Origin of the sequence: Mesorhizobium sp. M4B.F.Ca.ET.143.01.1.1 (assembly GCF_004792275.1) — a bacterium.
GTDB classification, from domain to species: Bacteria; Pseudomonadota; Alphaproteobacteria; order Rhizobiales; family Rhizobiaceae; genus Mesorhizobium; species Mesorhizobium abyssinicae.
In genome coordinates, this window is sequence record NZ_SRSR01000001.1 from 300,130 (window position 1) to 323,281 (window position 23,152).

22 protein-coding genes are annotated in these 23,152 nt (G+C 65.1%); 10 read left to right on the plus strand and 12 right to left on the minus strand.

What is annotated here, in order from left to right:
- A complete protein-coding gene (locus EN786_RS01455) occupies positions 1-2,088 on the plus strand; it encodes a hypothetical protein (RefSeq protein WP_127285670.1) in 2,088 nt (695 codons plus the stop codon).
- 190 nt (positions 2,089-2,278) lie between these two features.
- Here EN786_RS01455 and clpS read toward each other — a convergent pair whose 3' ends face one another.
- The 4 genes from clpS to EN786_RS01475 form a co-directional block, all read right to left on the minus strand.
- A complete protein-coding gene (clpS, locus tag EN786_RS01460) occupies positions 2,279-2,584 on the minus strand; it encodes an ATP-dependent Clp protease adapter ClpS (protein ID WP_127285669.1) in 306 nt (101 codons plus the stop codon).
- Positions 2,585-2,698: 114 nt separating this feature from the next.
- Complete coding sequence (locus tag EN786_RS01465) at positions 2,699-3,013, minus strand: hypothetical protein (protein WP_127285668.1); 315 nt, start codon at positions 3,011-3,013, stop codon at positions 2,699-2,701.
- A 174-nt stretch (positions 3,014-3,187) separates the two neighbouring features.
- Positions 3,188-3,433, minus strand: a complete 246-nt coding sequence (locus EN786_RS01470) for a hypothetical protein (RefSeq protein WP_127285667.1) — start codon at positions 3,431-3,433, stop codon at positions 3,188-3,190.
- Positions 3,434-3,473: 40 nt separating this feature from the next.
- Positions 3,474-3,776 (minus strand): hypothetical protein, encoded by a 303-nt coding sequence (locus EN786_RS01475; RefSeq protein WP_127285666.1) that lies wholly within the window; start codon positions 3,774-3,776, stop codon positions 3,474-3,476.
- Positions 3,777-4,013: 237 nt separating this feature from the next.
- Here EN786_RS01475 and EN786_RS01480 point away from each other — a divergent pair, with 237 nt between their 5' ends.
- From EN786_RS01480 to EN786_RS01490, 3 genes are all read left to right on the plus strand, one after another.
- Positions 4,014-4,730 (plus strand): response regulator transcription factor, encoded by a 717-nt coding sequence (locus EN786_RS01480; RefSeq protein WP_127285665.1) that lies wholly within the window; start codon positions 4,014-4,016, stop codon positions 4,728-4,730.
- Positions 4,727-6,136, plus strand: coding sequence for an ATP-binding protein (locus tag EN786_RS01485; RefSeq protein WP_127310039.1), 1,410 nt, complete (start codon positions 4,727-4,729; stop codon positions 6,134-6,136). The genes EN786_RS01480 and EN786_RS01485 overlap by 4 nt, the downstream gene beginning before the upstream one ends.
- A gap of 95 nt (positions 6,137-6,231) precedes the next feature.
- Complete coding sequence (locus EN786_RS01490) at positions 6,232-6,612, plus strand: YciI family protein (RefSeq protein WP_127285663.1); 381 nt, start codon at positions 6,232-6,234, stop codon at positions 6,610-6,612.
- Between the two features lie 43 nt (positions 6,613-6,655).
- On the opposite strand, the gene EN786_RS01495 is transcribed toward EN786_RS01490, so the two are convergent.
- Positions 6,656-6,892: a hypothetical protein gene (locus EN786_RS01495; protein WP_127285662.1), complete on the minus strand. Its 237-nt coding sequence runs from the start codon at positions 6,890-6,892 to the stop codon at positions 6,656-6,658.
- 225 nt (positions 6,893-7,117) lie between these two features.
- Here EN786_RS01495 and EN786_RS01500 point away from each other — a divergent pair, with 225 nt between their 5' ends.
- Positions 7,118-9,082 carry a BTAD domain-containing putative transcriptional regulator gene (locus EN786_RS01500; protein WP_246688711.1) on the plus strand — a complete coding sequence of 655 codons (1,965 nt, stop codon included), beginning with the start codon at positions 7,118-7,120 and terminating at the stop codon, positions 9,080-9,082.
- Positions 9,083-9,116: 34 nt separating this feature from the next.
- On the opposite strand, the gene EN786_RS01505 is transcribed toward EN786_RS01500, so the two are convergent.
- From EN786_RS01505 to EN786_RS01515, 3 genes are all read right to left on the minus strand, one after another.
- A complete protein-coding gene (locus tag EN786_RS01505) occupies positions 9,117-9,935 on the minus strand; it encodes an alpha/beta hydrolase (protein ID WP_127310041.1) in 819 nt (272 codons plus the stop codon).
- Positions 9,926-11,434 (minus strand): aspartate aminotransferase family protein, encoded by a 1,509-nt coding sequence (locus EN786_RS01510; protein ID WP_127286311.1) that lies wholly within the window; start codon positions 11,432-11,434, stop codon positions 9,926-9,928. The genes EN786_RS01505 and EN786_RS01510 overlap by 10 nt, the downstream gene beginning before the upstream one ends.
- 61 nt (positions 11,435-11,495) lie before the next feature.
- Positions 11,496-12,581, minus strand: coding sequence for a pyridoxal-phosphate dependent enzyme (locus EN786_RS01515; RefSeq protein ID WP_127286312.1), 1,086 nt, complete (start codon positions 12,579-12,581; stop codon positions 11,496-11,498).
- Positions 12,582-12,879: 298 nt separating this feature from the next.
- Here EN786_RS01515 and EN786_RS01520 point away from each other — a divergent pair, with 298 nt between their 5' ends.
- Positions 12,880-14,823, plus strand: coding sequence for a transcriptional regulator (locus EN786_RS01520; protein WP_245478245.1), 1,944 nt, complete (start codon positions 12,880-12,882; stop codon positions 14,821-14,823).
- A 36-nt stretch (positions 14,824-14,859) separates the two neighbouring features.
- Here the strand turns inward: EN786_RS01520 and EN786_RS01525 are convergent, their stop codons facing one another.
- The 4 genes from EN786_RS01525 to EN786_RS01540 all read right to left on the minus strand — a co-directional run bounded on the left by EN786_RS01525 (position 14,860) and on the right by EN786_RS01540 (position 19,116).
- A complete protein-coding gene (locus tag EN786_RS01525) occupies positions 14,860-15,897 on the minus strand; it encodes an MBL fold metallo-hydrolase (protein WP_127286314.1) in 1,038 nt (345 codons plus the stop codon).
- Positions 15,898-16,027: 130 nt separating this feature from the next.
- Entirely contained in the window at positions 16,028-17,209 is a 1,182-nt protein-coding gene (gene choV, locus EN786_RS01530) for a choline ABC transporter ATP-binding protein (protein ID WP_127286315.1), read from the minus strand.
- Positions 17,206-18,060, minus strand: coding sequence for a choline ABC transporter permease subunit (gene choW, locus EN786_RS01535; RefSeq protein ID WP_127392669.1), 855 nt, complete (start codon positions 18,058-18,060; stop codon positions 17,206-17,208). Before choW ends, choV begins: the two co-directional genes overlap by 4 nt.
- A 120-nt stretch (positions 18,061-18,180) precedes the next feature.
- Positions 18,181-19,116, minus strand: coding sequence for a choline ABC transporter substrate-binding protein (locus tag EN786_RS01540; protein WP_127286369.1), 936 nt, complete (start codon positions 19,114-19,116; stop codon positions 18,181-18,183).
- A 332-nt stretch (positions 19,117-19,448) separates the two neighbouring features.
- Here EN786_RS01540 and EN786_RS01550 point away from each other — a divergent pair, with 332 nt between their 5' ends.
- The 4 genes from EN786_RS01550 (at position 19,449) to EN786_RS01565 (ending at position 23,150) form a co-directional block, all read left to right on the plus strand.
- On the plus strand, positions 19,449-20,060 hold the full coding sequence (locus EN786_RS01550) for a thymidine kinase (protein ID WP_127286367.1): 612 nt from the start codon (positions 19,449-19,451) through the stop codon (positions 20,058-20,060).
- 135 nt (positions 20,061-20,195) lie between these two features.
- Entirely contained in the window at positions 20,196-20,579 is a 384-nt protein-coding gene (locus EN786_RS01555; protein ID WP_127286366.1) for a cytochrome c family protein, read from the plus strand.
- A 303-nt stretch (positions 20,580-20,882) separates the two neighbouring features.
- Positions 20,883-21,971 carry a hypothetical protein gene (locus EN786_RS01560; RefSeq protein ID WP_127286365.1) on the plus strand — a complete coding sequence of 363 codons (1,089 nt, stop codon included), beginning with the start codon at positions 20,883-20,885 and terminating at the stop codon, positions 21,969-21,971.
- A gap of 33 nt (positions 21,972-22,004) precedes the next feature.
- Positions 22,005-23,150, plus strand: a complete 1,146-nt coding sequence (locus EN786_RS01565; protein WP_127286364.1) for a hypothetical protein — start codon at positions 22,005-22,007, stop codon at positions 23,148-23,150.
- Positions 23,151-23,152: the final 2 nt, after the last annotated feature.

Sequence of the window (23,152 nt, forward strand, 5' to 3'; positions counted from 1 at the left end):
ATGAACTGGTCGATCTCCTTCGAACCGCTTCTGTCCTGGCCCTGGCTTGCCGCCGTGCTGGCGCCGCTGGCGTTGCTGGCGCTGGTCGGCCTGTGGTTCCGCCAGCGCGGCTCGGTGCTGCGCTTCACAGCCTTGCTGGCGCTCGGCGCCGCGCTGCTCAACCCGGTGTTCCTCGACGAGGAGCGCGACGCGCTGAAGAGCGTCGTCGCCGTCGTCGTCGATCGCAGCCAGAGCCAGGACATCGGCGAGCGTACCAGGCAGACCGACGAAGCGCTCGCCGGGCTGCAGCAGCGGCTTGCCCGCTTCAAGCAGTTCGACGTGCGCGTCGTCGAGGCCGGCAAGTCAGATGCCGCCGAGGAACGCACCGACACCAGGCTGTTCAGCGCGCTGGAAGGCGCCTTCCGCGACGTGCCGCCGTCGCGCATCGGCGGCGCAATCATGATCACCGACGGCGAGGTGCATGACGCACCTGCCGGCGCGCCTGATTTCAGCGCGCCGCTGCACGCGCTGATCACCGGCAACGACCACGAGAAGGACCGCCGCATCAGGTTCGAGAACGCGCCGCGCTTCGGCCTCGTCGGCAAGCCGCTCGACATGACCTACCGTGTCATCGCCACTGGCGATCAGGCCGGTCAGGTCGATGTCCGCGTCTCGATCAATGGCGAGCAGGTCTCGGTCGAGCGCGCCACGATCGGCCAGACGATGCCGCTGCAGGTCACCGTTCCCAATGCCGGCCGCAACATCATCGAGCTCGCCATCGATCACGAGCCCGGCGAGCTGACCGATGCCAACAACCGCGCCATCGCCCTGGTCGACGGCATCCGCGAGAATCTGCGCGTGCTGCTCGTCTCCGGCGAACCGCATGCGGGCGAGCGCACCTGGCGCAACCTTTTGAAGTCGGACGCCTCGGTAGACCTCGTCCACTTCACCATTTTGCGGCCGCCGGAAAAGCAGGACGGCACGCCGATCAACGAGCTGTCGCTGATCGCCTTCCCGACGCGCGAATTGTTCGTCGAGAAGATCAAGGATTTCGACCTGATCATCTTCGACCGCTACCAGCACCGCGACGTGCTGCCGATCCTCTACTACGACTACATCTCCGAATATGTCGAAAAGGGCGGCGCGCTGCTGATCGCCGCCGGTCCCGAATATGCCGGCGAGAGCTCGATCGCCCGTACGCCGCTGATGTCGGCGCTACCGGCGATGCCGAGCGGCGAGGTCGTCGACAAGGCCTTCTACCCGCGCCTCACCGACCTCGGCCAGCGCCATCCGGTGACGCGCGGCCTCGACGGCTCCAACACCGAACCGCCGCACTGGAGCCGGTGGTTCCGCACCATCGGCGTCAAGAACCCCGAAGGCGAAGTGGTGATGAAGGGCGCCGACAATTTGCCGCTGCTCCTGCTCGACCGCAAGGGCGAAGGCCGCGTCGGCATGCTCTTGTCCGACCAGGGCTGGCTGTGGGCGCGCGGCTTCGAAGGCGGCGGCCCGCATGTCCAGCTCTACCGCCGCATCGCCCACTGGCTGATGAAGGAGCCGGAGCTCGAGGAGGAGCGGCTGACTGCCGACGGACGCGGCATGGTGCTGGAGATCCGCCGCCAGACGATGAGCGACGACCCTGGTCCCGCGCAGGTCATCACGCCGTCCGGCAAGGCGCTGATCGTCAGGCTCGAGAAGTCCGAACCCGGCATCTTCCTCGGCAGCGTCGAGACCAAGGAGATCGGCCTTTACCAGGTCGGCAATGGTGACCTCACCGCGCTGGCCCATGTCGGCCCGATCAACGCGCCGGAGTTCACCAATGTCATCTCGACCGAGGACCGGCTGAAGGCGCCGGTCGAGGCGACCGGTGGCAGCGTGCGCCGGCTGGCCGCCACCTCCGCGCTCGGCGGCATTACCGGCGGCGTGACGCTGCCTTCGATCGTTCCGGTCCGTTCTTCCGGTGTCGCATCCGGCGCCGACTGGATCGGCCTGCGCACAACCGACGACAGCCTGCTCAAGGCCGTCTCGCGCGTGCCGCTGTTCGGCGGCTTCCTCGGCCTCGGCCTGCTGCTCCTGGCAATGGGCTCGATGTGGTACCGCGAGGGGCGGTAGCCCCTCCTTCCTTCGCCCCGTTCACGGGGAGAAGGTGCCCAAAGGGCGGATGAGGGGCGGCGCCAACTGAAGTGATTGGCGATCGTCACGGATTATCCAGGGGAAACTCTTCTAGCGCCAGCGCCGCCCCTCATTGTCCTGCCGGACATTTCTCCCCGTATAGTGACGGGGAGAAAAGGCAGTCGCGACCCTACTCCTCCGGTTCCGTCGTAAACAGCAGCGGATAACCCTTGGCCTTGCCGGCGTCCGTCGCCCGCGTCGCCTTGGTTTCCGCGATATCCTTGGTGAAGACGGCGACGACGCAGACGCCGCGCCGGTGCGCGGTGATCATCACCCGCTGCGCCTGGTCCTCGCTCAGCCTGAACTCGGCCTTCAGCACCGTCACCACGAATTCGCGCGGCGTGAAGTCGTCGTTGATCAGGATGACCTTGTAGAGTTTCGGCCGCTCGGTCTGCGGCTTCGTCCTGGTGCGTGGCTTGGTGACGGTTTCAGGCATCGGAACCCGGCGGCGGCAAGGAAGGCTCACATTTTGTCATGCGCGAACGCGACCGTCCATTTCCGCCGACGGCGCGGCCGTTCACGAATCTATGTGGGATCTATCGTCTGCCGTTCAACGGCCGTGGCGGCCGGCGATGCGGTCGATGGGCGGCCCGTCCGCCCTGCGTTCCATCAAGGCCATGAGCGCCCAGGCCGCGAAGGCGATCAGGGTCGTGCCCATCAGCACGATCAGCAGCCAGGTCTGCAGCGGGGTGATGTAGTCCCAGTTGGTTGAGATCTTGGGCGCGAACAGCGAAGGCTCGGTCCGTCCGCTGGCAGGGTCAGGCACGGGACTGGCGGTCAAAAGGATCAGCATCTTGGCCAGACCTGTGACGACCAGGCCGCCAAGCGCCATCGAACGCATAAGGGACGAAAACCGCTTCTTCATGCGGATTGTCCTACAGGATCGGCATTGCGACCGGGTTAAGGATCGCTGGCCGTGGGACCGGTTTCAGCGTGACCCGGTTGGCGCCTCAGTTCGGAGGTCGGCACCAGTCGAGCCAAGGCCGCCCCAGCCGGGGTGCGGCTGAAGCGGCCTCGATTGCAAGAACAGGCTTGCGGATCAGGACTTCTTCGCCGGAGCCTTCTTGGCCTTCTTGACCGGGCACTTGTGCGTCTTGGTCACCTTGCAGACCTTCTTGGCGGCAACCTTCTTCGGAGCAGCCTTGGCCGGCGCGGCGGTCGCCGGAGCGGTCGTCGTCGAAGCAGCCGGAGCAGCGGTCGTGGTCGCGGCCGCATTGCCGAGAGCCGGCATCGAGAAAGCGAGAGCAATGCCGAGGCCGAGGGCGGAGAGGAGGGACTTTTTCATGGCTTCATTTCCTTTTCTTGTGCGGGTCGGGGTTTGAGCGTCACTGAACCGGGTCGATCGGTGTCACTCCAAGCAGCTTCAAAGCGTTCGCGAGCATCCGGATTCCCTGTGCCTGCTTCTTGTTGGCGCAGAACCGGTTTCCCTTTCTCTGAAGTGCCTTCGCCGCGGTGACCTGCGTTGCCGCGGCATGGGTTTCGAGGGCTTCGTCAACCTGGCGGTTGAGATCGCTGCAGCGCTCGGCCCGGGTGATCGGCGTCACCTTTGCGTTGGAGGCCGCGACCGCTGCCGTGACGAGCGAAATGCTGAGCAACGCACCCATCAAGCTGATCGTGAACCTCTGCATTGGTCTTGTCCGTTACTCCGGAGACTAGCGTCGCAGCCGATGACCTGACCGCCACGACACCAGTTATGCCCTTGAAATTTTTCAGGAGTTTTTCCCGACTGTAGAATTTTGTTTCTGGATTGTTTCTGGTGAATCCAGCCTCGCGAAGCATCGTCGCCACTGGCCAAGATATGGCCGGAATTCTATCGTGTGGGTGATATCAGAACGACCACAGGCCACCAGAATGACAGGGTTCCCGTGAAATCCGACGCACACATACTGATCGTCGACGACGACAAGGGCATACGCGACCTGCTTCAGGAGTTTTTCCAGAAGCGCGGGCTGCGCACCACGGTTGCCGCCGACGGCACCGAGATGGAGGCGATCCTGCGGCGCGCGCAGGTCGACCTCATCGTGCTTGACGTGATGCTGCCGGGAAAGAGCGGGCTGGAGCTCTGCCGCGAGCTCCGCGCCAACTACACCACGCCGATCATCATGCTGACGGCCGTCACCGAGACCACCGACCGGGTCGTCGGGCTGGAGATGGGCGCCGACGACTATGTGCCGAAACCCTTCGACCCGCGCGAGCTGCTGGCCCGCATCCGCGCCGTGCTGAGACGCAACGGCGTCGCCGAGCCGCGCCGGCCGGCCGCCAAGCAGATCTACCATTTCGCCGGCTGGACGATGGACTGCTCGCGCCGCCGGCTGACGGCGCCCGGCGACGTCAGGGTCGAGCTGACCATGGCCGAATTCAACCTCCTGCAGACCTTCGTCAAAAGCGCCCAGCGCGTGCTGACCCGCGACCAGCTGATCGAGCTGTCCGGCGGCGACACCGGCTACAGTTTCGACCGCAGCGTCGACATCCTGGTCAGCCGGCTGCGGCGCAAGATGGAGGACGACCCCAAGACGCCGAAGCTGATCCTCACCGTGCGCAGCGGCGGCTACCAGTTCCTGCCCGAGACGACCACCGAATGAGACGCTTCCTGCCGCAGACCCTGCCCGTCTGGGTGCTGCTCATCGTCATTGCCGGCCTGCTGATCAGCCAGGTCGCGACGCTCTACATCGTCTCGCGCGACCGCGCCGCCGCCAACGACGTGGTCGACCTCTACCGGCTGAACGACCGCGCCTTCTCGCTGGTGCAGCTGATGCATGATGCGACGCCGGAGGAGCGCAAGGCGACGGCGTCAGGCCTGTTCAACGCCACCTATGCGCTGACCGTTTCCGATACGCCCGCCGTCTCCTCCTCGATTGCCGGCGACGACGAGCTTGCCGAACTGGAGGACATTCTCGTTGGCCGCCTGTCGAAATTCGGCATCACCGACGCGCGCGTGCGGCGCGATCCGGCAACGCAGGAGGCCGATGCTCCCGGCGGCGTCATTCCCAACAAGGATGTCGGCCAGGTCGAGCGCGACCTCCTGGTGCTGGCGGCGGATTTCGCCCAGAGCGACAAGCTGACGGCCTCGCTGCGCTTTGCCGATGGCCAATGGCTGAACTTCACCGAGCCGATTACCCCGGTGGGGCCGATCCTGAGCTTCGACAGCCTGCCGCTCTATTCGCTGATCGCCGGGCTGGTGGTGGTGATGTCGATCTGGTCGTTGCGCCGGCTGACCGCGCCCTACCGGATGATGGAAACCGCCGTGAACCGGATCGGCAACGACCTGAAGTTCCCGCCGATCGCCGAGACCGGCAGCCGCGAGATCCGCGCCGCCGCCAAGGCGGTCAATGCCATGCAGGTCAGGCTGCGCGCCTATGTCGAGGACCGCGAGCACCTTGCGGCGGCACTTGCCCACGATCTGCGCACGCCGCTGACCAGGATGCGGCTGCGCCTCGAATTGCTGCGCAAATCGCCGGCCCGCGAAGCGCTCGCCCATGACCTCGCCGACATCGAGAGCATCGCCAGCTCCGTCATCGACTTCGCCAAGTTCGAGGTGACCGAGGAAAAGGCTGAACGCATCGATTTCTGGTCGCTGGTGGAATCGATCGCCGACGGTTTCGAGGAGGTTTCGTTCGACCATGACGGCACCCGGCCGCGCGGCCTGATCTGCGTTGCTCGGCCGGTGGCGCTGAAACGCTGCGTCACCAACCTTGTCCAGAACGCCGTGACCTATGGCAAGAAGGCGCATCTCAGCCTGGAGCGATCAGAACACACGGTCACGCTGGCCATCCGCGACGAAGGTCCGGGCATCCCCCAGGCCCAGCTCGACGCGGTGTTCGGCTCGTTCGTCCGCATCGAGCAGTCGCGCAACCGCCAGACCGGCGGCCTTGGCCTTGGCCTGACCATTGCCCGCAACATCGCGCGCGCCGCCGGCGGCGAAATCAGCCTCTCCAACAACCCTGGCGGCGGCCTGCTGACGGAGCTGCGCCTGCCGCTGGCAGCTTGAGTCAGGAGGCGGCGGGCCGCTTGCCGTGGGGACTGGATCAGCCATGCCATCCTTGGGATAGTGCGGCCCGCTCCGGCTTGAGGAAAATCGCACCCATGTTCTACGCTATCCTGGCCTACCACGTCGAACAAACCGTCCAGTCCTGGACGCCCGAGGAGGATGCCGCGCTGATGGTCGACCTGCTCGAGGTCAACGACAGGCTGACCCGCGCAGGCAAGCTTGGGCCGGCGGCGAGGCTGGGCGAGACGGCGAAAGCCGTCACGCTGCGCGGCCCAGGCGACGGCATGGTGATCGACGGACCCTTTGCCGAGACCAAGGAACAGTTGCTGGGCCTCTATGTCCTCGACTGCGCCGACCAGGACGAGGCGATTGCCACGGCGCGCGACCTCAAGCGCGTCAATCCGAGCGCGGTCTACGAAATCCGGCCGATCATGCTTTACCTGCCCGGCGCGCCGCTGGCTGCCGGCAAGGGATGAGAAGCGCCTGCAGGGCAATTCAGGCAGTGCGCGTCGGCAAGGATCACCGCAGAGGACTGCGCCCGGCGATGCGGCCGCGGGCCGCGACATCGGCGGGAGCTTCATCGACGGGATAGCCGAAGTCCTTCAGGTCAGATATCGACAGTCCGGCCAGAGCCCTGCGCTGCATGGCATCCTGATACCAGCGCCGAAGCCCGGCGAAGGCGGTCGCGACATGGGCAGCGAGAGTGCCGGCAAAACGGGAGGTCGGCCGGAAGCTGCTGAGGCTGATGTAGGTCATTGCAATTCTCCCTCTTTCGAACTCACGAGGGCAATGTCCCACCGGCGCGCTTTGCCGATGTTCATGCAGGCGTGAAAACGCGGGGAAAAACCGCGAACAGCAGCGCTAAATCGTCGTTAAGTCGGCGACGGGACGTGATATTCTATCTGAGGCTGTTTCTCGGGGGTCGGGGTGCATATCCGATTGCTTGGCGACATCGAGGTTGCCTCCGCAGGCGGGCAACCTTTGCATTTCGCGACGCGCAAGACGGCGTTGCTCTTTGCCGCGCTCGTTTTGGCTGGCCCCAAGGGCCTTCGCCGCGAGAGGGTGGCGGCGATGCTGTGGGCTGGCGGCGGCGAGCAGCAGGCGCGAAACAGCCTGCGCCAGGCCCTGGTCGACATCAGGCGGCTGTTTCCGTCCACAGGCGACGAGACCATTCGCATCGAAGGCAATGCCGACACCATCTGGCTGGCGGCGAATGCCGATGAAGCCGACATCTGGATTTTTGACCAGAAGTGCCAGGCCGATGATGGTGCAAGCCTCGCGGCAGCGGCCGACTTCTACCGGGGCGACCTGCTCGACGGGCTGGCATTCCCACACGAGATCGACGAATGGCTTGCGCCGTTTCGGGCGACCTACACTCGCAAGGCGCTGGACCTGGTCGAGCGACTGAGCCTCTTGCCGGAATTGGGTTCGCACCAGGAACAGGCGTGTGAAAGACTGGCCGAGCGGCTGGTGGCTCTCGACCCATGCGCCGAGCAGGCCCACCGCGCCCTGATCCGGATCTTCCGAAGCCGCGGCAAGACCAACGATGCCTTCCGCCAGTTCCTGGCCTGCAAGGAAGCCCTGAAGCGCGAGCTCGGAGTCGAGCCCGAAGAGGCGACGCGGGCACTGCTCGAACGCATCGAAGCGCCGGGGCATCTGACGGAACCGATGGCCGAGGGCGGACCGCCTGAGGTCGAACCGTCCCGCCCGGAAGCGAAGGCGGAGCCGCCGCGCCCTGCCGTTTCAGTGCCGGAAAAGCCGTCGATTGCTGTTCTGCCGTTCCAGAATATGAGCGGCGACGCCGAGCAGGAATATTTCACCGACGGCGTCGTCGAGGAGATCACGACGGCGCTGTCGCATGTGAACTGGCTGTTCGTGATCGCGCGGAATTCCGCCTTTGCCTACAAGGGCCAGGCGGTCGACGTCACGCGCGTGGCACGGGAACTCGGTGTGCGCTACGTGCTGGAGGGCAGCGTCCGCAGGGCCGGCAGCCGGCTGCGCGTGGCGGGCCAGCTCATCGAAGCGACGGCGGGGGTGACTCTCTGGGCTGATCGCTTCGAAGGCGACATCGCGGAGGTGTTCGAACTGCAGGACCTCGTCGCATCCAGCGTCATCGGCGCGATTTCGCCCAGGCTCGAGCAGGCCGAGATAGCGCGCGCCAAACGCAAGCCCACCGAGAGTCTCGACGCCTACGACCACTATCTGCGCGGCATGGCGAGCCTTTACCGCTGGACGAGGGAGGGGCTGGAAGAGGCACTGCCGCAGTTCTACAAGGCTATCCAGCTCGACCCCGATTTTGCCGCCGCGCAAGGCGCTGCCGCCTGGTGCTATTTCTGGCGGATGGCGAATGGCTGGATGACAGACCGGCAGAAGGAGACCACCGAGGTCTCGCGGCTGGTCGGCAACGTCGCCATCGCCGGCCACGACGACGCGGTGGCGCTGGCCTTCAGTGGTCTGGCGCTGGGCTATGTCATGGGCGACTACGAGGCCGGTTCGGCACTGGCCGACCGCGCGCTCGTGCTGAATCCGAACTGCGCCGCCGCCTGGAGCGCCAGCGGCTGCCTCAAGGCCTGCCACGACGACCCGGACATCGCCATCGAGCACCTGTCGCGGGCAAGGCGGCTAAGCCCGCTCGATCCGCTGACCTTTTTCATGCAGTCATTCACCGCTTTCGCGCATTTCGTGGCCGGCCGCCACGATGATGCGTGGCCAATTGCCGAGGCGGCTTCCCGCGCGCAGCCATACTATCTCACCGGCCTGCGCGTCGCGGCCGCCAGCAATGCAATGGCCGGCAGGTTGGATGCCGCGAGCAAGCATATCGCGCGCTCGCTGCGGCTCGATCCCGAACTGACGCTTTCCAACCTCAAATACAGGGTGGGGCTGATCAAGCCGGACTATTTCGCCAGATATGTCGAAGCGCTGCGGCTGGCCGGCTTGCCCGAATGAGTGCTCCTTTCAATCCGGCGACCTGCCTCAGCCGCTAAACCACCATCGCGAGCTCCGGCAGCGCCGCGTCCGCAACCGTCAGGAATCGCGTCAGCAGCGCGGCGCATTTTTGCGCATGGGTCGCAATGAGGAAGTGGCCGGCGCCGTCGACGACCGCGCGACGCGCATTCGGCAAAGCCCGTGCCAGCACGTCGGTCATGGCCACCATCGCCGGATTGGCGAACTCGCCCCTGACGAGGAGAACCGGAATGTCCAGGCGGCGGTAGTCCTCGACCCCAGCCTCGAACCCGAAGTCCGTCAGCCAGTCGATCGCATTGGTCGCCGCAGTCTTGCGGCAGTAGTCGCGGACGGCCTCGGGCATCGCCGCAAATGTTCCCGGACGGCCCCAGAAGTCGATGATCATGGCCGCCGCATCGGCTTCGCCGGCATCGACGGCGGCGCTAAATTCGCGGCTGAGTTCCAGAACTTCTTGATGGATATTCCGCCTCGGCGGCCGAGCAAGGAGGGCCAGCGGATTTGCCTCGAACAGCGTCAGGCTCGCCACCTCGACGGAGTTTGCCAGGGCAGCGGCAAGGGCGACCGTACCGCCGAAGGAATGCCCGACCAGATGCACGGGTTCGCCGGCGCGGCGTGCCGCATGCTCGATGATCCGAAGCTCGTGCCGCATGCCGAAATCATCGCGCCTGCGGGTCTCCGCCGTCGCCCCGTAGCCGCAGAGACTGGTGCCGATCATGCGATAGCCGGGCGCAAGCCATTTCTGCATCGGCCGCCAGGCCGCATGGGTGCTGAACGACCCCGGAACGAACAGCACCGGCGGCCCCGAGCCTTCTTCCACATAGTCTATCAAGGGCATGTTTGCTCTCCCGCCGGCGACATCCGCGCCGCAAGTTCCGCGCCGATACGCAAGGTTTCCGCGACCAGCAGTTCGAGGTCCTCGCGTCGCGTCCGGTGGTTGGTGATCGCCACTCTCAGGCAGTGCTGCCCATGCACCGTAGTGTCGGAGAGGGCGGCGATGCCCTCTTCCTGCAGCCGCAGCATGATCTCGGTGTTGAGCGCCTTCAGCTGCTCGCCGGACAGGCCGCCTCCCCGATGGCGGAAACAGACGATGTTGATGGTGACAGGCGCCGTCAGTTCGAGTGCCGGCTCGGCCGCGATGAGGCCGGCCAGATAGCGGCCTTGGGCGATGTTCTGGTCGATCAGGCGGCCGAACTTCTCGACGCCATGCTCCTTCAGCGCCATCCACACCTTGAGCGCGCGAAAGCCGCGCGACGTCTGCAGGCCGTAATCATGCAGCCATTGCCCGGAGGCGAGGCCGCGCGGCGCCGATTCCAGATATTCCGGCGTAACCGCGAAAGTGCCCCGATGCGCCGCGGCATCGCGAACCAGCGCGCAACCGGCCTCGAATGGCGCATGCAGCCATTTGTGCGGATCGAGCGCGATCGAATGCGCCTGCTCGATCCCGGCGACCAGCGATGCGTTCCCCGGCGCGATCGCGATCAAAGCGCCGATGCAGCCATCGACATGGAACCAGAGGTCCTCTTCCGCCGCCAGCACCGCCAACGCCCGCAGATCGTCGATCGCGCCGGTGTTGACGGTGCCGGCCGTGCCGATGACGCAGGCCGGCTTGAAGCCGGCGGCGCGATCCTCGGATATCGCCGCACGCAGCGCCGCGAGATCGATGCGCAGCCCGGCATCCGTCGGGATGCGGCGCAGCGCGTGATTGCCGAGGCCGAGTGCTTCCATCGCCTTGCGATGGCAGGAATGGACCTGGTCCGAGGCGTAGAAGCGCAGCGGCATCGGAATGGCGGCAACGCCATGCTCGCGCACGTCGATGCCGGCCTTGATGTTGCGCGCCACGGTGAGCCCGATGATGTTGGCCATCGAGCCGCCGCTGACAAGCGTGCCGCTGGCCGAGGCCGGAAAGCCCACCATCTCCTTGCACCAGTCGACCACCTGGCTGTCCATCAGCCCGGCGGCATGGTTGCCGCCGCCGAGATTGGAGCCCTGGATCGCCGCCAGGAAATCGCCGAGCGCGCCGGTGAAGTTGCTGGACCCCATGTACCAGGCCCAGAACCGCGGATGGATGTTGCCCATCGGATAGGCCATGACGTTGCGGGCGACATCGCCATAGACGTCGGCAAGCGGCGATGGCGTGCGCGGCAAGGGCGCCGTGAAGAAGGTCCGCACCTCGGCCGGCATCTCCTGCCATACCGGGCGCTCGCGGACATCACGCAGATAGCCCATGGCATCGTCCATGATGCGGTGCGAAAGGGCCTTCACATCGGCCCAGTCCGGCGGATCGAGAGTCTCGTCCGCGGCCATGCTTGTTGACGCTTCCCCCAAACTGTCCATTTGCCCCTCTCTCACATCTTGTGGCGCCGCCATCGAGGGCGGCGGCGCCACGAGTCTGTCGTCAGGCGTCGAACTGGCAGCTTGGCGTCGAACGCGAGAGCGCCATCTCCTCGGCATCCATCTCGGTCTCGATGCCGTCGAACAGCGGCGTCGACATATAGCGCTCGCCGGTGTCGGGCAGCATGCACAGGATCACCGAGCCGGCGGCAGCAGTGCCCGCGATCTGGCGCGCCACGGCAAAGGTGGCGCCTCCGGAAATGCCGGTGAAGATGCCCTCCTGCTGCGCCAGCGCCTTCGCCCATTTGATGCCTTCCGGACCGGGGATCGGCACCACCTGGTCATAGAAGCGCTTGTCGATCGCTTCCTGCAGCACATTCGGGATGAAGTCCGGCGTCCAGCCCTGGATCGGATGCGGCTCAAAGGCCGGATGGCTGGCATCCGGCGCCCCGCCGGCGCCGCGCTGCTGCGCCTTGCCGCTGCCGACCAGCTGGGCGTTGGCAGGCTCGGCGAGCACTATTTTGACATCCGGCCGCTCCCGGCGGAGCACCCGGCCGACGCCGGTCACCGTGCCGCCGGTGCCGTAGCCGGTCACCAGATAGTCGAGCCGCGAGCCCGCGAAGTCGTTGATGATCTCGCGCGCCGTGGTCGCCTCGTGGATGGCGGCGTTGGCTTCGGTCTCGAACTGGCGGGCGAGGAACCAGCCATTGGCCTCGGCCAGCTCGGCCGCCTTCTTGTACATGCCAAAGCCCTTCTCGGCACGCGGCGTCAGCACCACCTTGGCGCCCAGCATGCGCATCAGCTTGCGGCGTTCGACGGAAAAGCTGTCGGCCATCGTCACCACCAGCGGGTAGCCCTTTTGCGCGCAGACCATGGCGAGCCCGATGCCGGTGTTGCCGCTGGTCGCCTCGACCACGGTCTGGCCCGGCTTCAGCGCGCCGCTGCGCTCGCCTTCCTCGATGATGTTGAGCGCCAGCCGGTCCTTGACCGATGCGGCCGGATTGAAGAATTCGGCCTTCGCATAGATCGTCGCATGGCCTGGGCCGAGATTGTTGATGCGGATGACCGGCGTATCGCCGACCGTGTCGAGAATGCTGTCGAACAACCGGCCGCGCCCGGCCGTGGTTCTGATCTTCAACTGCTGCAACATGTCTGGTCTCCTCTTGGTCCTCACGATCCGGTTACAAACCGGAGGGCTTGGCGGCGAGGTTTCGAGACCTTGCCGCGTTAGGTTGCTCGACGTGCCTTCATTTCGGCAACGGCTGCATCCGGCCGGAATGTCCGCTGCCGGTGCGCCTTGTCGGGTTTGGTGATAGAACATGGAGCAACTGGTCAGCGTGGGAGCGAGCGTGGAAACGCACGTGGAATCCGCCCGAGCGAGCCTGAAAAGCACTGCCGCCGGCCTTTCCGTGCGGCTGCTCGGACAGCTGGCTATTTGGCGCGACGACATGCCAGTGGCGCTGCCGGCGTCGCGCAAGCTGCGTGCATTGCTTGCCTATCTGGCGCTTGCGCCGCACCCGGTCGGACGCAGCCGCCTGTGCGAGCTTTTGTGGGATGTGCCGAACGATCCGCGCGGCGAGCTACGCTGGTGCCTCAGCAAGCTGCGCGGCGCGCTCGACGAGCCGGGCCGGCGCCGGATCGAGACCGAAGGCGACACCGTCGCGCTTCGTCTTGCCGGACTTGGCATCGATGCCGTGGAAGCCGCCACGGCGGTCGCCGAAGGCATCGAGAGCCTTGGCCTCGAGCGGCTGAGGACGCTTTCCCACCTTTTCACCGGCGATTTCCTCGACGGGCTGGAACTCGACCGCAGCCCGCATTTCAACAGCTGGCTGACGGCGCAGCGCCGTCGTTTCAGGTCATGCCATGTCGCCATACTGGAGCATCTGATCGGGCTGCTTCCGGCCGAATCCGACGAGGCAGGCGCCTATATCGACAAATGGCTGGAACTCGCCCCTTTCGACAGTCGCGCTCATCTTGCGCTGCTGGAAAACAGCGCGCGGCGTGGCCAGATCGGCGCGTGCGAGGAGCATCTGGCTACCGCCGCGCGGCTCTTCGAGTCAGAGGAGCTGGATTTCGCCCCCCTGCGCGAGGCATGGCAGGAAATAAGATCCCGTCAGTCCAGCGCGACGCCACCCGTGCGATCCGTGCCGGCGTTTGCAGTGCCCCAGGCACCGGTCGCTCCGGCCGAGCCCGAGACATCGGCGACACGCCGCGCCTCGCTCGCAGTCATGCCGTTCGTCGAGCACGCCGGCACCGCGGATTTTCGTGGTGGGCTGGCCGACGGCTTGACCCATGACATCATCACCCGCCTGGCCAAGCTCAGGGATTTCTTCGTCATCGCCCGCGGCTCGGTCTTTGCGCTGGCGGAGAAGGACATCTCGCCCGAGGATGCAGGGCGCAGGCTGAATGTCGACTACGTCGCGACCGGCTCCGTCCGCAGCCTGTCGGGCAGGGTGATCGTCGCCGTCGAACTGGTCGAGGTGCGCACCGCACGCATTGTCTGGGCCGAGACGTTCGAGCACCGGCCGGACGATATCTTTGTCGTGCTGGACGATATCGGCAACAGCATCGTGTCCTCCATCGCGGCGGAGGTCACCACTGTCGAGCGCAACCGCGCGATGCTGAAGGCGCCCAATTCGCTCAACGCCTGGGAGGCCTACCATCGCGGCCTCTGGCACATGTACCGCTTTACCCGGACCGAAAACGAGCTGGCCCACCAGTTCTTCGACATGGCGCTGAAGCAGGACCCGACCTTTGCCCGCGCCTATGCCGGCCTCTCTTTCACCCACTGGCAGAACGCCTTCCAGCGCTGGGGCGACCGCGACCACGAAGCTGCGCTTGCCTTCGAAACCGCCGGACAAAGTCTTCTGGTCGACGAACACAATCCGGCGGCGCATTGGGCCATGGGCCGGGCGCTGTGGCTGCGCGGCGAACGCGACGGCTCTCTGCTCGAGCTGGAGCGGGCCGTTGATCTCAGCCCGAATTTCGCGCTCGGCCACTACGCGCTGTCCTTCGTGCACTCCCAGTCGGGTGATCCGCGATCGGCGATCGGCTCGTCCGATCATTCGCGCCATCTCAGCCCCTTCGACCCGCTGCTGTTCGGCATGATGGGCGCCCGCGCCATGGCCCATGCCCGCCTTGGAGAGTTCGCCGAGGCCTCGGAATGGGCGCTGAAGGCGGCGGCCCGCCCCAACGCCCACATCATCATCCTGGCGATCGCCGCGCATTGCCTGGCGCTGGCCGGCCGGCAGGACGAGGCGCGCACTTTCGCCGCCGCCATCCGCAAGACCCTGCCGGACTATCGTGCCGACGACTTCATCGCCACCTTCCGTTTCGACCGGGACGCCGAAGCCATGTTCCGGCACGGCGCCAGGCGCATCGGCCTGAATTGATCTTCTGAAATCCGGCCCGCGCGGTGCCGCCACGGCCTACCGCAAAAGCGGCCCGCCCGCCTTCCGCCACGCGTCGATGCCGCCCTGGATATGGCGGGCGTTGGCGATGCCGACGTCCTGTGCCGCCTGCACCGCCATCGCCGAGCGTTCGCCGAAGGCGCAGTAGAACAAAAGCTGCTTGCTGGTCGATCGAGCCAACTCATTGAGCATGCCGCCGGCGGCGATGTTCTCCTGCAGCCTGGGATAGGGCAGATGGATGGCGCCCGGGATGACGCCATGCCGCTCCCGCTCGGCGCTCTCGCGCAGATCGATCAAAGCCACGTCCGGCCTGCCGACAATCGCCAGCGCCTCGTCCGCCGTGACAGACCAGCCGCGCCCGGCGATCTCGTCCTGATGCAGCCCGACCTTCATGTTGGCCGGCACGGCGACGTCCATCATCTTCGGGTTGGCGAGCTTGAGGTTGTTCATGATCTCGACATACTCGTCCACCGACTTCACCTGCAGGCGCGGGTTGAAGGCTTTCTCCTCTGCGATGGTCGAGACCGTCTCGCCCTTGTAGTCATGCGCCGGGAAGATCAGCGTCTCGTCGGGAAGCTTGAGCAGGCGGCCGAAGATCGATTCGTACTGCTGGCGCGGATCGCCGTTCTGGAAGTCGGTGCGGCCGGTGCCGCGGATGAGCAGCGTGTCACCGGTGAACACCCGGTCCGGCAGGATGAAGCTGTAGGAATCGTCGGTATGCCCGGGCGTGTAGATGACATCGAGCGCCAGCCCCTCGATGGCCAGCTTGTCGCCGTCGGCGAGCCGCATCGACACCACGTCGGCCTTGGTCTGCTCGCCCATCACCGTGACGCAATGCGTCCGGTCGCGCAGCGCGCCGAGGCCGGTGATGTGGTCGGCATGCAGATGCGTGTCCACCGCCTTGACCAGCTTGAGGTCGAGCTCGTTGACGAGCTGCAGATAGCGCTCGACCTTCTCCAGCACCGGATCGATGATCAGCGCCTCGCCGCCCCGGCGACTGGCCAGCAGGTAGGAGTAGGTCCCCGATACGGAATCGAAGAGCTGTCGGAAAATCATCCCTGCACCTCCCGTCCGCGGCGCGATCCGCCGCCGCAGGGATCATACTAGGGCACGGTGGCGGTGCCTGCCAGCCGTACCAAGGTGCGGCCTCGCACCCTGGGTCGCGCCCGCAATCTCGAACCCGCGGCTACCGCCGCAGCACGGCGCTCAGCACGTCGCGGATGCCGATCGCGCCGACGAAGCGCGACTGCTCGTCGAACAGCGCCACCGGCGCCGTTTGCGAGCGGTGCATGGCCAGCATCACCGTCTTCAGCGACGTGCCAGGTGTCGCCCAGAAGACCTGCGACGTCTCCTCCGGCTGCCGCTCGACATCGGCACAGGAGACCCACACCGCAGGCTTGCCGTCGCGCTCGGCGGCCGACACCAGCCCGTGATCGTCGATCTTGAAGCGCGTCGTCTTGCGCCGGTCGAGCCACACCCAGCCGTCCTCGCCGTGGTCGAGGTCGCGGCGGTCGCGCATGACGTTCCAGGCGGTCAGCACCGACAGCGGATTCACGTTGGCGATGAAGTCGCGGACATAGTCGTTGGCAGGCCTGAGCACGATGTCTTCCGGCGCGCCGGTCTGCACGATGCGCCCGCCTTCCATGATGGTGATGTGGCTGCCGATCTTCAGCGCCTCCTCGAGGTCGTGGCTGACGAAGATGATGGTCTTCTTCAGCTCCGCCTGCAGCTGCAGCAACTCGTCCTGCAGCTTGGTGCGGATCAGCGGATCGAGCGCCGAGAACGGCTCGTCCATCAACAGGATCGGCGCCTCGGTGGCGAAGGCCCGCGCCAGGCCGACGCGCTGCTGCATGCCGCCGGAGAGCTCATGCGCGTATTTCTTCGACCACTGGTCGAGATGGACGAGCTCGAGCTGCTTCTTCACGCGCGCCTTGCGTTCGGCTTCCGGCACGCCGGCAAGCTCGAGGCCGAAGCCGACATTCTCTTCCACCGTGCGCCAGGGCAAGAGACCGAATTGCTGGAACACCATCGCCACTTGCTTCTGGCGCAGGCGCCTGAGCGTCGCCTCGTCGCAGGTGACGACATCGACCGTGCGGTCGCCGTCCTTGACCAGGACCTGGCCGCGCGAGACCACGTTGAGCCGGTTGACGGCTCTGAGCAGGGTCGACTTGCCGGAGCCCGACAGGCCCATCAGCACGGAAATCTCGCCCTCGTGCACGGTCAGGCTGGCGCCTGCGCAGCCCAGCACGTTGCCGGTCTTCTCGAGGATCTCCGCGCGGCTCGCGCCGCTGTCGATCAACGCCAACGAACCGGCCTGATCGGCGCCGAAGACGATATCGACATCCTTGAAATCAACGGCGACGGTCATTTCTTGCCTCCAACGCCGATACGCGTCATCCGGTCGAGCACGATGGCCAGCACGACGATGGCGAGGCCGGCTTCAAGCCCGAGATCGATGCGGCGCGAGCCGAGCGCGCGGTTGATTTCCGTGCCGAGGCCGCCGGCGCCGATCAGCGCGGCGAACACCACCATCGACAGCGACAGCATGATCGACTGCGTCAGTCCCGCCATGATGGTGGGCAGCGCCGAGGGCAGCTCGACCTTCCACAGAAGCTGGCTCTTGGTGGCGCCGAACGCCTCGCCGGCCTCGATGATCGCCTTTGGCACCGAGACGACGCCGAGATGGGTGAGCCGCACCGCGGTCGGGATGACGAAGATGATTGTGACGATGAGGCCAGGCGCATTGCCGAGGCCGAACAGGGTCAGCACCGGGATCAGGTAAACGAAGGTCGGCAGCGTCTGCATCAGGTCCAGCACCGGCAGCATGATGCGATAGACCTTCGGCTTGTGCGCCGCCCAGATGCCGAGCGGCACGCCGATGGCCATCGCCATGGCGGCGGCCGCAACCACCAGCACCAGCGTCTGCACCGTCTGCTTCCACAGGTTCTGGTTGATGATGAAGATGAGGCCGATGAAGACGGCGATGGCCAGCGGCCGCGAGCGCTGCAGGAACCAGGCGATGACGGCGATGACCAGTGCCAGCAGCACCGGAGGCACCACCAGCAAGATGTCGACCAGACCGTCGAGCAGGAAATTGAGGCCGTTGGAGAAGGCCCTGAAGATGGTGTCGAAATTGTCGGTGAGAAAGCCGAAGAAAGCCTTCCCCCACGGTCCTATGGGGATCTTGTAGGCGACCAGGAATTTCGAAATCGGATCCATCTTGCCCCTCTCTGGCTGCGCCGTCCTTGCCGGACAGTCATCTTGTCACAGGATATGAAAAAGGGCAGCCTTTTCCATGGTGGCTGCCCTTGCTCCGGTCATGCCGGATTCATGGTCGGCTCAGCCTCCGAGCGCGGTCTTGACTGCCGCGGCGGCATCGCCGCCGTCGAAGGTGGTGACGCCGGCGATCCAGGGCGCGACGGCGTCCGGATGCTTCTTCAGCCAGTCGGTCGCGACCGTGTTGGCATCGCCGCCCTTGAGGATGGCGTCCATCATCTCGCCTTCCATGTCCAGGTTGAACTTCAGGTTAGCGATGAACTTGCCGGCATTCGGGCATTCGGTGGTGTAGCCCTTGCGCACGTTGGTGAAGACGGTGGCGGCGCCGAAGCCGCTGTCGCCCATACCGTCGAGATAGGTGATCTTCATGGCGCCCATCACCGGATGCGGCGTCCAGCCGAGGAAGGCGATCCACTCATTGCTCTTCATCGACTGCTCGGCCTGCGTCAGCATGCCGGCCTCCGAGGATTCGACCAATTCGAAGCCTTCGAGATTGTCCTTCGGGTTCTTGATCATGTCGAGGATGATGCGGTTGCCGTCATTGCCGGCCTCGATGCCATAGATCTTGCCGTTGAACTTGTCCTTGAACTTGCCGAGGTCGGTCAGCGTCTTGACGCCGGCGTCCGCCACATAGGTCGGCACGACGATGCCGTAGCCGGCACCGGTCAGGTTGGTGCTGATCGTCTCGACCGAGCCGTCGGCGGTGTAGTCCTTGATGTCGTTGGTCATCGACGGCATCCAGTTGCCTAGGAAGACGTCGAGGTCCTTGTTCTTCAGCGAGGCCATGGTGACCGGGACCGACAGCTGGATCACCTGCGGCTCGTAGCCGAGCGCGGTGAGCAGCACTGAGGCGACGCCGGTCGTGGCCTGGATGTCGGTCCAGCCGACATCGGAGAGGCGCACCGCCTTGCAGCTTTCGGGGTCGCCGGCGAAAGCAGCGCTGGTGGACAGGAAAGCCGCCAGGCCGAGCCCGGCGACGAAGGAATTCATGCGCGACATAGATATTCTCCCATTGCGATTCTTTTTGGCGCGGCGAAGTTACGGTTTGTGTCCCCGCCTTGTTTCGTCAGCCAAACACCATTCTGGAGCGGTTTCAAGCACTAAGACAATCACGATCAACGGCGCGCACTGGCCGATCAGCGACACGGCTGCCGCTTTTTTGATGGCCGGCAGCTTTTTCAGGGGAATGCGCCGACGCCCCCTCCCCGCCTCGCCGCAACTCGGCATAAGGTGTGCCGAGATTCAGGTCAGGGTCCGTGAGCACCGGAAGCGCAGGAAGCCGCCGTTTGCAGGCCGGCATCACCTGAAACTCGACACACCTCAAGGGCGGCATGGCCAAGCTTTACTTCAACTACGCGACGATGAATGCCGGCAAGACGACGATGCTGCTGCAGGCGTCCTACAACTATCGTGAGCGCGGCATGACCACGATGCTGTTCGTCGCCGGCCATTACCGCAAGGGCGACAGCGGGCAGATCTCGTCGCGCATTGGCCTCGAGGCAGAGGCCGAGATGTTCCGCGACGGCGATGACCTCTACGCCCGGGTCGCCGAGCACCACGAGCACACCACGGTGCATTGCATTTTCGTCGACGAGGCGCAGTTCCTCGAGGAGGACCAGGTCTGGCAACTGGCGCGGATCGCCGACCGGCTGAACATACCGGTCATGTGCTACGGCCTGCGCACCGATTTCCAGGGCAAGCTGTTTTCCGGCTCGCGCGCCCTGCTGGCGATTGCCGACGATCTGCGCGAGGTGCGCACCATCTGCCGCTGCGGTCGCAAGGCGACGATGGTCGTGCGGCTGGGACCCGACGGCAAGGTGGCGAGGCAGGGCGAGCAGGTGGCGATCGGCAAGGACGTCTATGTCTCGCTTTGCCGCCGCCACTGGGAAGAGGAGATGGGTCGCGCCGCGCCTGACGATTTCATCGGCTTCACCAAGGCCTGACCGGAAGCGGGTCGCCATTTGCGCCATCGCGAGGCGCGCCGCCCGGATGAGCGCTCCTTCCGCAATCCCGCCATCATGTGCGGCGTTTGTTAAGGCATGGGCCCTATCCAGGTGCCCTCAGCCAGGAGTCCCGCCATGCTTCGAGCCATTTCGTCCGCCGCTATCCTTCTGCTCGCCCCCATCGCTGCCGCCCATGCCGATGGCGACGCGGCCCTTGGCAAGAAGGTCTTCAACCGGTGCATGGCCTGCCATGAGGCGACGACCGATCACGACAAGGTCGGACCGCACCTTCTGGGCGTCGTCGGCCGCACCGCCGGCAAGGCCCAGAATTTCAACTATTCGCAGGCCATGAAGGACGCCGGCGCCGCCGGCCTGGTCTGGGACGAGGCGAACCTGTCCTTGTACCTGCGCGCGCCCAAGCTGAAGGTCCCCGGCAACAAAATGGCCTTCAGCGGACTGACGAACGACGCCGACATCGCCAATGTCATTGCCTATCTCAAGGCCGACCCCAAGCCCTGAGCTGCCGCGGCTGCGATTTGCCCGGCAGGCGCCGGTTCACCGGCAATTGTTTGCCGAATATCCAGACGATGCGCCGGCGGGAAGCGAAATGCATCGCCCGCGGCCCGGCGGCGCGACAGTCGAATTGCAAAAGAAATGCGCCGGCGGACGGCTAGTCAGGCCATGCGCATGGTTCGTTTGTCTTTCAAGGGAGAAACGAAACCTTTTGTTTTCGCAGCACCTCTTGTCTTGCGTCTTTCAATCCCCGGATGCTCCACATATATTCGCGCCGACACGAAACCGATGCCGATGCGGGAGGCCCCTATGGCGACATTGCAGAATTTCGATGCCGAAATTGCCAAGACCAAGCAGGTCGTCCAGGACATGCGCTCGAAGATCGAGCAGTCCGGCACCGTGCTCGACACGCTCGCCCAGGCCGACAAGAAGATCGGCGACGCCAATTTCGACATCGAGAACGCCCGCATCGAGGATGTGCTGAAGCAGCAGAAGATCATGGAAGGCAACATCGCCGACCTGATCATCGGCCTCGAAGACGCCACCAACGTCTTCGGCGCCGAATTCGAGAGCATGAAGAACTACACCGGCTGGGAAAACTTCGTCGGCGTCTTCTCGGCGCAGCGCAAGCAGCGCATGCGCACCGATCGCGTGCGCAACATGTCGCTGGCCGGCAACCTGCAGGAGCTGCTGGCCAAGTCCGACACCATCGTCGGCATCTTGAAAGCGCAGAAGGAAGTGCTCGACCAGCGCTACAAGACCTCGGAAAGCAGCCTGTCGCAGGTCATCGAGCGCCGCAAGACGACGATGTCCAACCTCGAAGCGGTGCAGAAGCGCATCGAGGAGCTCAATCCGATGCTGCTCGACATCGAAAACAAGATCGCCGCCTCGACCAGCCAGAAGGAGCGCACGCAGCTCGAGGGCGAGCGCTCGAAAATGGCCACGGAATACAACGAGAAGCAGGCCAAGGAGCAGGAATTGCTGGCCGAGAGCCAGACGCTCGAGCGCTACACCTCGATGTTCCAGACCTTCGTCGATTCGCTCAACAACCAGATCGCCGCGCAGTCGACGCTGATCAACAAGCTGACCATCGACACCGAGCAGCGCATCGTCCTGTACAAGGCGCTGGAGGATTCGCTGAAGACCGCCGCGCAGCAGGATGTCGCTCACAAGATCAACACGCTGGGCAGCCAGGTCGACAACACGGCGGAGGAGACCATGGCCGGCATCGGCGCCGCCTCGCAGAAGCACATTGGCGACCTGCTCGAAATGCACGAGAAGAACATGGTGGCCTCGGCCGACATCCAGCGCCGCAAGAAGCTGGCCGACGATGCCTTCGCCCGCCGCTTCGACGAGGTGATGAAGAAGCACAATTCCGCCAACTACGTGCAGCAGTGATTGGCGGCTGGCGTTCGTCTCCAAGGCAGTCCCATGACCCCCGAAAATGAAGCGGCGGCGCGCTATTTTTCCGCCATCACGGCGGCGCTGAGCGGGCTGGAAGTGTTCATGCGCGACGATCGCTCGCCGCTCTACCGGCACGGCATCGTCGCCAAGATCGTCGCCGAATACATTGCGCGGCTGGACAAGTCGTTTTCCTGCTGGCGCAACCGCCTCGGCTTCATGGAGACGTTCCGCATCTCGCGCGCCGACAGCGGCTATCCGGTGTTCCAGAACCTGCTCGAACTGGAGAACGACCGTCGCCAGGCGGAGAGCCGGCTGGCCAACATCCCACAGGCCGGCGAGCTGCGCGAGGAAATGGCCGACTTCATCCTGCGCCACAAGGAGTTTCCCGAGGCGCTGCAGAAGTCGATGGCCGAGCGGCTCTATCTGGAGGACGTCAGAAGCGAGCAGACCTTCGGCCCGTTCACGCTGGCGCAGACGGCGAAAGTCTCGGTCAATCCGAAGACCTTTCGACCCTATTACCTTGTGCACTGGGCCTGCTTCGACGGCAGCGCCAACCTGCCGCTGATCTATATGGTGACGGTCGAGGACTCTTCCGAAAGCATGGTGCGCCAGCTCGTCGACAGCAACGGCAAGCTCAATGAGAGGGTCGACATCCCGCTGCCGGTCGACGGCCTGCTCAACCCCGAGCTTGCCCATCGCTTCGACGATTTCACCGAGAAGAATTCCGCCTACACGCTGTCGCCGGCAACGATCGCGGTCAATCTCGACAAGGATTTCGAGCCGCTGCACCCAAAGCAGCTCCGCCGCGTCGTGCTCGGCCCCTTCTATTCGGCGGGCATCACTGACAACAATTCGACGGTTACCGAGGTTCTGGCCAAGGTGCGCAAGCCGGAAAACGCCTGGCTGCTCACCTGGACCATCCAGGAGGTCTTTTCCAAATCCGAGAAGCCCGGCCGCAAGGGCCTGTTTTCGAGCGAGAAGACGACGCAGGAATTCTTCATCAACACCGACGATCTGGAGGCCGCGCGCCAGGGCGTGTCGAGCTACGAGAACCATGCGCTGATCCCGCACGAGGCCTATCAGGCGCTCTACGCCGCCGGCGAGGCGCAGAAGATCTTTTCCGGCTACAAGGTCCACATCCTGTCCAACGGACAGGTCATCTCAGACGTCTGACC